At 73.3% G+C, this 9467-nt stretch carries 5 protein-coding genes; 4 read left to right on the top strand and 1 reads right to left on the bottom strand.

Annotated features, from left to right (window positions below):
* The 3 genes from glgX to ABFY07_RS15530 all read left to right on the top strand — a co-directional run.
* Positions 1–2239, top strand: a 2239-nt coding sequence (glgX, locus tag ABFY07_RS15540) for a glycogen debranching protein GlgX (protein ID WP_428836932.1), incomplete at its 5' end; no start/stop codon positions are given.
* A 35-nt stretch (positions 2240–2274) separates the two neighbouring features.
* The gene (locus tag ABFY07_RS15535; RefSeq protein WP_346175057.1) at positions 2275–4203 is read left to right on the top strand and encodes an ABC transporter ATP-binding protein; all 1929 of its coding nucleotides are present in this window, start codon (positions 2275–2277) and stop codon (positions 4201–4203) included.
* A complete protein-coding gene (locus tag ABFY07_RS15530; protein WP_346175056.1) occupies positions 4200–6086 on the top strand; it encodes an ABC transporter ATP-binding protein in 1887 nt (628 codons plus the stop codon). Before ABFY07_RS15535 ends, ABFY07_RS15530 begins: the two co-directional genes overlap by 4 nt.
* A 49-nt stretch (positions 6087–6135) precedes the next feature.
* Here ABFY07_RS15530 and ABFY07_RS15525 read toward each other — a convergent pair whose 3' ends face one another.
* Positions 6136–6660: a DinB family protein gene (locus tag ABFY07_RS15525; RefSeq protein WP_346175055.1), complete on the bottom strand. Its 525-nt coding sequence runs from the start codon at positions 6658–6660 to the stop codon at positions 6136–6138.
* A gap of 488 nt (positions 6661–7148) precedes the next feature.
* Here ABFY07_RS15525 and ABFY07_RS15520 point away from each other — a divergent pair, with 488 nt between their 5' ends.
* A complete protein-coding gene (locus ABFY07_RS15520; protein WP_346175069.1) occupies positions 7149–9371 on the top strand; it encodes a M4 family metallopeptidase in 2223 nt (740 codons plus the stop codon).
* Positions 9372–9467 lie beyond the last annotated feature (96 nt).

Raw genomic sequence — 9467 nt, 5'->3', positions numbered from 1 at the left:
GCCGGCCGGCGGCGCCCCGGTGTGGCCGGGGAGCGCCCAGCCGCTCGGGGCGCGGGTGCGGACCGGGCCCGGCGGGGTGACGGGCACCAACTTCGCGCTGTGGGCGCAGGGCGCGGAGGCCGTGGAGGTGTGCCTGTTCGACGACGAGGGGCATGAAACCCGCTGTCCGCTCACCGAGCGGACCGACGAGATCTGGCACGGCTTCCTGCCCGGAGTGCCGGCCGGGCAGCGGTACGGATACCGGGTGCACGGCCGCTGGGACCCGTGGATGGGCGCCCGCTGGAACCCGGCCAAGCTGCTGCTGGACCCGTACGCCCGCGCCGTGGACGGCGACTTCGGGGGCGCGGGGATCGTGCCCCGGGAGTGGCGGGGTCCGCTGCCGCCCGAGGTCTACGGCCATGTGCGGGACTGGCCGCAGCAGCACGTCGCCGACACCGTGCGCGACGACCGCGACTCGGCGCCGTACGTCCCCAAGGGCGTGGTCGTCGGCGACGACGCCCCCGACGGGCCGCCCGACGAGTGGATCGACGACCGGCGCCCCAAGACCCCCTGGGCCGACACCGTCATCTACGAACTGCATGTGCGCGGCTTCACCAAGCGCCACCCCGGCGTCCCGCCCGAGCTGCGCGGCACCTACGCGGGGCTCGCGCACCCGGCCGCGATCGAGCACCTCGCCCGGCTCGGGGTGACGGCCGTGGAGCTGCTGCCGGTGCACCAGTTCGCCCACGAGGACCACCTGCTGCGGCGCGGGCTGAGCAACTACTGGGGTTACAACTCCATCGGCTACTTCGCGCCGCACGGCGCGTACGCGGCGACCGGGACCCGCGGCGCGCAGGTCGGGGAGTTCCGGCGGATGGTGCGCGCGCTGCACGAGGCGGGCATCGAGGTGATCCTCGACGTGGTCTACAACCACACCGCGGAGAGCGGCGAGCTGGGCCCCACGCTGTCGCTGCGCGGCATCGACAACCGCGGCTACTACCGGCTCCAGCAGGATCCGCGCCGCTACACCGACTACACCGGCTGCGGGAACACCCTCCATGTGATGCACCCCCAGGTGCTGCGGATGATCACGGACTCGCTGCGCTACTGGGTGACCGAGATGGGCGTGGACGGCTTCCGCTTCGACCTCGCCGCCACCCTCGCCCGCGCCATGGACGACGTGGACATGCTCTCCCCCTTCCTGGCCGTGATCGCCCAGGACCCGGTGCTGCGCCGCGTCAAGCTGATCGCCGAGCCGTGGGACGTGGGCTCCGGCGGCTACCAGGTCGGCGCCTTCCCCCCGCTGTGGACGGAGTGGAACGACCGCTACCGCGACGCGGTGCGCGACTTCTGGCGCGGCGCCCTGCCGGACGTGCGCGACCTCGGCTACCGGCTGTCCGGCTCCAGCGACCTGTACGCGTGGGGCGGCCGCGGGCCGTACGCCTCGGTCAACTTCATCACCGCCCATGACGGCTTCACCCTCCGCGACCTGGTCAGCTACGACCGCAAGCACAACGAGGCCAACGGCGAGGGCAACCGCGACGGCACCGACGACAACCGCTCCTGGAACTGCGGCGCCGAGGGCGAGACCGACGACCCGGCCGTCCGGGCGCTGCGCCGCCGCCAGCTGCGCAACCTGCTCAGCACGCTGCTGCTGTCCACCGGCGTCCCGATGCTGGTCGCGGGCGACGAGATGGGCCGCACGCAAGGCGGCAACAACAACGCGTACTGCCAGGACAACGAGACCGGGTGGGTGGACTGGTCGCTGCTCGAGGACCCGGGCTGGCGGTCGCTCACCGACCTCACCGCCCGCCTCGTCGCGCTGCGCCGCGGCCACCCCGTACTGCGCCGCCGGACCTTCTTCTCCGGCCATGCGCAGGGCCCCGACGGGCTGCGCGACCTGGCCTGGTTCACCGCGCGGGGCACGGAGATGACCGAGCCGGACTGGTACGCGCCGACCGCCGCGCTGGGCCTGTACCTGTCCGGCCGCGACATCCCGCAGCGCGACGAGCGGGGCGGCCCGATCACCGACGACAGCTTTCTGGTGCTGCTGCACGCCGGCCCCGAGCCGGTGGAGTTCGCCCTCCCCGGGCCGCCGTGGGCCGCCTCGTACGAACTCCTCGTCGACACCTCGCGGGAGGACCAGCACGCGCCCCCGGGCACGCCGCACCGCGCCGGCTCACGGATCGAGCTGCCCGGGCGCTCGGTGCTGCTCCTACGCGCCGTCACGGCGGCGGAGGGCGGCCGGAAAACCGAGTGAGCGCTGTCGGTGCCGGACCGTAGTCTCGGCGGGTGATGGCTGCCACAGGTGAACGACTCGGGGAAGCGGAGAGCGAGCGGGACACCGAACGAGGGGGAGACGACCGGGGGGCCGAGCGGGGAGCCGGCCGGGATACCGGACGGGGTGGCGGGCGGGGGCGCTCGGCCACCCGCTCGCTGGCGCGCCTGTGGCCGTATCTGCGCCCGGTCGGCGGGCGCTTCTTCACGGCCGCCGGGGTCGCGGTCGTCGCCTCCTGTCTGGGCCTGGTCATCCCGCTCGTGCTCAAGTGGCTGGTGGACGGTCCGGTGGCCGACCGGGACCCGGGCGGGGTGTGGCTGGGCGGCGCGCTGCTGCTGGCGCTCGGGATCGGGGAGGCGGGGCTCTTCGGGGTGCGGCGCTGGCTGGTGGCCCGGCCGCTGGCCTTCGTGGAGGCCACGATGCGCGCCGACCTGTACCGGCACCTCCAGCGGCTGCCGGTCTCCTTCCACGACCGCTGGGCGTCCGGGCAGCTCCTCTCGCGCGCGACCACCGACCTGATGCTGCTGCGGATGTTCCTCGCCTTCCCCCTCACCTTCCTGGTGGTCAACGGGGTGACGGTCCTCGTCGGGTTCGCCATCCTGCTGGCGCAGGAGTGGACGCTGGGCCTGATCCTGCTCCTCCCCGCCGTCCCGCTGGTGATCCTGTGCTCCGTCTTCGAGACGCGGTACGCGGTCGTCGCCCGCTCCGTCCAGGACCAGACCGGCGATCTGACCACGGTGGTCGAGGAGGGCGTGCTCGGCATCCGCATCGTCAAGGGCTTCGGGCGCCACCGCAGCCAGGCGCGCGCCTTCAAGGCGCTGACGGAGCGGGTCCGCTCGACGGAGCTGCGCAAGGCGCGGCTGCTGGCGATGATCTGGGCGCTGATCATGACGCTGCCGGAGCTGGCGATCGGCGCCGCCCTGGTCCTCGGCACGATGCGGGTCGCCGACGGCGAGTTGTCGGCGGGCACGCTCGTCGCCTTCCTCTCCACGGCGCTGACGCTGCGCTGGCCGGTGGAGTCGCTGGGCTTCCTGCTGGCGATGAGCCAGGACGCGGCGACGGCGACGGACCGGTTCTTCGAGGTGATGGACGAGCCGACGGCGGAACACCCGACGGTGGAACAGCCGAAGGCCGAGCAGTCAACGGCGGAACAGTCGACGGCGGAACGGCCGAAGGGCGAGCAGCCGACGGCAGAGCAGCCGGACGGGCTGCGTTTCGCGGGCGTGGAGTTCCGCTACGCGGACGCGCCGCCCGACGCCCCGCCCGTGCTGGCCGGGGTGGACCTGCACATCCGCTCCGGCGAGACCATGGCCCTGGTCGGGGCGACCGGCTCGGGCAAGACCACGCTCACCGCCCTGGTGCCGCGCCTGCACGAGGCGACGGGGGGCCGGATCACCCTCGACGGGCGGGACATCACCACCCTGCCCCGGGAGGAGCTGCGCGGGCTGGTCGCCGTCGCGTTCGAGGAGCCCACGCTGTTCTCCGCGACGGCCGGGGAGAACGTCCTGATGGGCGCCGCCGACGCCGAGCGGGCCGACCTCGCGCGGGCGCTCGAGGTGGCCCAGGCCGACTTCGTGCACGCCCTGCCCCAGGGCACCGACACCCAGGTCGGCGAGCAGGGGCTGAGCCTGTCGGGCGGACAGCGCCAGCGCCTCGCCCTGGCGCGGGCCGTCGTCGGGCGGCCCCGCTTCCTCATCCTCGACGATCCGCTGTCCGCGCTGGACGTGCACACCGAGGCGCTGGTGGAGGCCGCGCTCCGCCAGGTCCTGGCCACGACGACGGCGCTGGTCGTCGCCCACCGCCCGTCCACCGTGCTGCTCGCCGACCGCGTCGCCCTGCTCTCCGGCGGCCGTATCGCCGCGGTCGGTACCCACCATCAACTGCTGCGCGACAGTCCGGAGTACCGGTCGCTGATGTCCGGTGACGAGCGGGAGGAGGATCGATGACCCAGACCGCGACCGGCCCCGGCAACGGCACCGGCACCGGCACCAAGAGCGCCAGGGCCGGGGTCTCCGGGGCACCCGGGGCGGCGCCGGACGGCGACCCCTTCGACCGGGACGTGCTGCCCGCCCCGAAGGGCGCCTCCCTCGCCCTGCTGCGCTCGCTGCTCTCCCCGCGCCGCCGCCGGGTCTGGGTGGCGGCCGTCCTGCTGCTCCTGCAGCAGGCCGCGGTGCAGGCCGGCCCGCTGCTCGTCGCGTACGCCATCGACACCGCCGTGCCCGCCCTGCGCGACGGCGGCCACGGCCCCCTCGTCGCCGTGGCCGCCGCCTACCTCGGCTGTGCGCTCGCCTCCGGAGCGCTGCAGTACGCCTTCATCCGCACCTCCGCCCGGATCAGCCAGGACGTGCTGCTGGATCTGCGGGGCAGGATCTTCCGCCACGCCCAGGCGCTCAGCGTGGACTTCCACGAGCGCTACACCTCCGGCCGGCTGATCTCGCGCGCCACCACGGATGTCGAGTCGCTGCGCGAGCTGCTCAACGAGGGCCTTGAGGAGCTGCTCGGCGTCGCGCTCGCCGGCGTGTACATCTCCGTGACGCTGCTGTACCTGGACTGGGGTCTGGGCGCCGCGGCCCTGCTCTCCTTCTGGCCGCTGTACCTCCTGGTCCGCTCCTTCCAGCGCCGCTCGATGCGCGTCTACCGCAAGCGGTCCACGGCCATCGCCGCGGTCATCGTCAAGTTCGCCGAGACCATGAACGGCATCCGGCCGGTGCAGGCCTTCCGCCGGGAGCGGGTCAACGACGCGCACTTCCACGAGCTCAACCACCGCCACGAGCGGATCAACGGGGACGCGATCCTGGAGATGGCCCGCTATGTGGTCAGCTCCCGGATGGTCGCCAACGCGGCGGTGGCCGCGATCGTCCTGTGGGGCGCCTACCGGGTGGCCTCGGGGGGCCTGGCGCTGGGCGTGCTGGCCGCGGCCGCGCTCTATCTGCGCAGGCTCTACGACCCCATCGACCGCCTGGGGATGTTCCTGAACTCCTACCAGTCCGCGGCCGCCTCGCTGGAGAAGATCGCGGGCCTGCTCGCCCAGCGGCCCTCCGTCGCCGAGCCCGCCGACCCCCGCCCGCTGCCGCCGCGCTCCTCGGGGCTGCCCGGCCGTGAGGTGGTCTTCGACGGCGTGCGGTTCGCCTACCGCACGGGCGGCGAGGTGCTGCCCCGCTTCGACCTCACCCTGCCGGCCGGGCAGACCGTGGCCGTGGTGGGCGCGACCGGCGCGGGCAAGTCCACGCTCGCCAAGCTGCTCGCCCGCTTCTACGACCCCACCGACGGCCGGGTCCTGCTCGACGGCGTGGACCTGCGCGAGCTGGCCACGCCGGAGCTGCGCCGCGGCGTGGTGATGGTCACGCAGGAGGCGTTCCTGTTCTCCGGCACGGTCGCCGACAACATCGCCCTCGGCCGCCCCGACGCCGGCCGCGCCGACATCGAGCAGGCGGCCAGGGCCATCGGCGCCCATGACTTCATCGCCGCCCTGCCCGACGGCTACGACACGGACGTGCGCAAGCGCGGCGGGCGGATCTCGGCCGGTCAGCGCCAGCTCGTGGCCTTCGCCCGGGCGCTGCTCGCCGACCCCTCGGTGCTGATCCTGGACGAGGCGACCTCCTCGCTCGACATCCCGGGCGAGCGCGCGGTGCAGCGCGCCATGCACACGGTGCTCCACGGCCGCACCGCCGTCGTCATCGCGCACCGGCTGTCGACGGTGGAGATCGCCGACCGGGTGCTGGTGATGGCGGACGGCCGGATCGTCGAGGACGGCTCGCCGAAGGAACTCATCGCGGGCGAGGGCCGCTTCGCGGCGCTGCACCAGGCGTGGCGGGAGAGCCTGGCCTGACCTCCGGGTACCAGCTCCGTCCGAGCGCCGTACGCACGTGGGGTCCCGCTCACTCCCCGACCGTGCCGTCGGCCAGCTCCCGGACGACGTCGAGCTGCCCGGCGTGCCGGGCGTACTCCTGCAGCAGGTGGAAGAGGATCCAGCCGAGCGCCGGGGCCTCGGCCTCGGTGGCGAAGCGGCCGCCGGGGCGAGCCCGGCGGTCGAGGGGGACGCCGGCCACGGTCCGGCGCGACCAGGCGCACTGCTCCTCGAAGCGCGCCCGGACCTCCGCCGGCGGCAGGTCCTCGGGGACGTGCCAGCGGTCGTCGGGGCCCCGGTCCCCCCAGGGCGCCTCCACCGGCTCGCCGAGGAACCCCCAGCGCAGCCAGCGCCGTTCGACGTGGGTGAGGTGGTGGAGCAGCTCCAACGGGGTCCAGCCGGAGGGCAGTCGGGTGGTGCGCAGCTCGGTCTCGCCGAGGCCGTCGAGCTTGTGGAGGACGACGCCGCGGTAGTAGTCGAGGTAGGCGTCGAGCATCTCGCGGGGGTCGGTGAGGGTGCTGGGCGGCTCGTCGATGGGGTTCACGGGGGTCGGCATGGCGCGATGGTACGGGCGGGCGCCGATGCCCCCTCCCGGGGCCCCCGCCCGCCCCCGCGCCGGCACCGGCCCCGCCACCCGCGCCGACACCGGTCCGGCCACCGGTCCCGACGCCGGCCCCCGCATCCGAAATCCGAACACCCGCCGCATGTCAACGGACACTTTCCGGCCAAGTTTTTGTCGCGCTCCTGACAGGTCACGTCCACCGGTGGCACCCTTCCCTCGATCGGTGCACAGCTCCCCCACAGCTCGCCGCTGGGCCCCGACACCCTCGGCACCCGCTTTCGCACGTTCCCCCCATGCGTTCTGCCTCGCCATGCCCGGACGGCCTCACCCGGCCGCCCGGTGGTACCCGGTCGCGCCACCGCGCGGCCAGCGCAGAAGGAGCCAGTGTGAGACCGACCTCCGAACGCCCCCACAGACCCCCGACCTCCCACACACCCCGCCGGCGCGCCGTCGCGACCGGCGCCCTGGTCGCGGCGGCGGCCATGCTCGCCGTCGGCGTGCAGACCGGCCCCGCGGCCGCCCGCCCGGACGACACGGCCCCGGCCGCCCGCACCACCTTCGCCAAGCCGGACCCCGGCGCCCTGCCGGTGGCGCTGTCCCCCGCCCGCCGCGCCGAGCTGATCCGCGCGGCCGACGCCGACAAGTCCGCCACCGCCAAGGCGCTCGGCCTCGGCGCCAAGGAGAAGCTGGTCGTCAAGGACGTCACCAAGGACGCCGACGGCACCCTCCACACCCGCTACGAGCGCACGTACGACGGCCTGCCCGTCCTCGGCGGCGACCTGGTGGTCGAGGAGTCCAGGAGCGGCGCCGTGCGGACGGTCGCCAAGGCGACCAAGGCGCGGGTCAAGGTCGCCGACACCACCGCCACCGTCGCGCCCGCCGCCGCCGAGAAGGCGGCGGTGAAGGCGGCGAACGCGCAGGGCTCGCGGAGGACGGAGGCCGAGCGGGCGCCGCGCAAGGTGATCTGGGCGGCCAAGGGCACGCCCACGCTCGCGTACGAGACGGTCGTCGGCGGCCTCCAGGAGGACGGCACGCCGAACGAGCTGCACGTCATCACCGACGCGACCACCGGCGCCAAGCTCTTCGAGTTCCAGGGCGTCAAGGAGGGCACCGGCAACAGCCAGTACAGCGGGCAGGTCACCCTCGGCACCTCGGGCGGCTCGGGCTCGTACAACCTGACCGACGCGGGCCGCGGCGGCCACAAGACGTACAACCTCAACCGGGGCACCTCGGGGACCGGCACGCTGTTCACCGACGCCGACGACGTCTGGGGCAACGGGACGACCGGGGACGCCGCGACCGCCGGTGTGGACGCGCACTACGGCGCCGCGCTGACCTGGGACTACTACAAGAATGTGCACGGCCGCACCGGCATCAGGGGCGACGGTGTCGGGGCGTACTCCCGGGTCCACTACAGCAGCAACTACGTCAACGCCTTCTGGCAGGACTCCTGCTTCTGCATGACGTACGGCGACGGCTCGGGCAACGCCAAGCCGCTCACCTCGATCGACGTCGCGGCCCACGAGATGACCCACGGGGTCACCTCCGCGACCGCCAACCTCACCTACAGCGGAGAGTCCGGCGGCCTCAACGAGGCGACCTCGGACATCTTCGCCGCCGCCGTCGAGTTCAACGCCGCCAACGCGAGCGACCCGGGCGACTACCTGGTCGGCGAGAAGATCGACATCAACGGCGACGGCACCCCGCTGCGCTACATGGACAAGCCCAGCAAGGACGGGGCGTCCAAGGACAACTGGTACTCCGGGGTCGGCGGCGTCGATGTGCACTACTCCTCCGGCATCGCCAACCACTTCTTCTACCTGCTGTCCGAGGGCAGCGGCGCGAAGGTGATCAACGGGGTCAGCTACAACAGCCCGACCTACGACAACCTGCCGGTCCCCGGGATCGGGCGGGCCAACGCCGAGAAGATCTGGTTCAAGGCGCTCACCCAGCGCATGACGTCCAACACCAACTACGCGGGGGCGCGGGACGCCACCCTGTGGGCGGCGGGCGAGCTGTTCGGCCAGGCCAGCCCCGAGTACAACACGGTGGCCAACACCTGGGCGGCGGTCAACGTCGGGTCGCGGATCGTCGAGGGTGTCTCCATCACCCCGCCCGGTGACCAGACCAGCATCGTCAACCAGGCCGTCAGCCTGCAGATCACGGCGACCAGCTCCAACCCGGGCGCGCTCACCTACGCCGCCTCCGGGCTGCCCGCCGGGCTGTCGATCAACTCCTCGACCGGTCTGGTCTCCGGCACCCCGACCACCACCGGATCCGGCACCGTGACGGTCACCGTGACCGACTCGGCCGGCAAGTCGGCCACGGCCTCCTTCACCTGGACGGTGAACACCACCGGCGGCAACGTCTTCGAGAACACCACGGACGTCGCCATCCCCGACGCGGGGGCCGCGGTCACCTCCCCGATCACGGTGAGCCGGGCCGGCAACGCGCCGTCCAACCTTCAGGTGGGCGTGGACATCGTGCACACCTACCGCGGTGACCTGGTGATCGACCTGGTGGCGCCGGACGGTACGGCCTACCGGCTCAAGAACTCCAGCTCCCTGGACTCGGCGGACAACGTGAAGACGACCTACACCGTCGATGCCTCCTCCGAACAGGCCGTCGGCACCTGGAAGCTGCGGGTGCAGGACGTCTACGCGCAGGACACCGGCTACATCAACAGCTGGAAGCTGACCTTCTGAGCAATCCGGCCAGGTAACCCGGCCATGGACAGGCGCCGCCAGGGGTGACCCGACTCCCCCTGGCGGCGCCTCATGTGCCGTCCGGAGCCACCCAAA

This window comes from Streptomyces sparsogenes subsp. cuspidosporus, assembly GCF_039532705.1.
Taxonomy (GTDB): domain Bacteria; phylum Actinomycetota; class Actinomycetes; order Streptomycetales; family Streptomycetaceae; genus Streptomyces; species Streptomyces sparsogenes.
This window is presented reverse-complemented; position numbering and strand designations above follow the sequence as displayed.

Excerpts from the sequence above, each read along its gene's own strand:
- ABFY07_RS15525 (WP_346175055.1), bottom strand. The coding sequence starts at position 6,660 with ATGCCGACCCCCGTGAACCCCATCGACGAGCCGCCCAGCACCCTCACC.
- ABFY07_RS15535 (WP_346175057.1), top strand. The coding sequence starts at position 2,275 with ATGGCTGCCACAGGTGAACGACTCGGGGAAGCGGAGAGCGAGCGGGAC.
- ABFY07_RS15520 (WP_346175069.1), top strand. The coding sequence starts at position 7,149 with ATGCTCGCCGTCGGCGTGCAGACCGGCCCCGCGGCCGCCCGCCCGGAC.
- ABFY07_RS15530 (WP_346175056.1), top strand. The coding sequence starts at position 4,200 with ATGACCCAGACCGCGACCGGCCCCGGCAACGGCACCGGCACCGGCACC.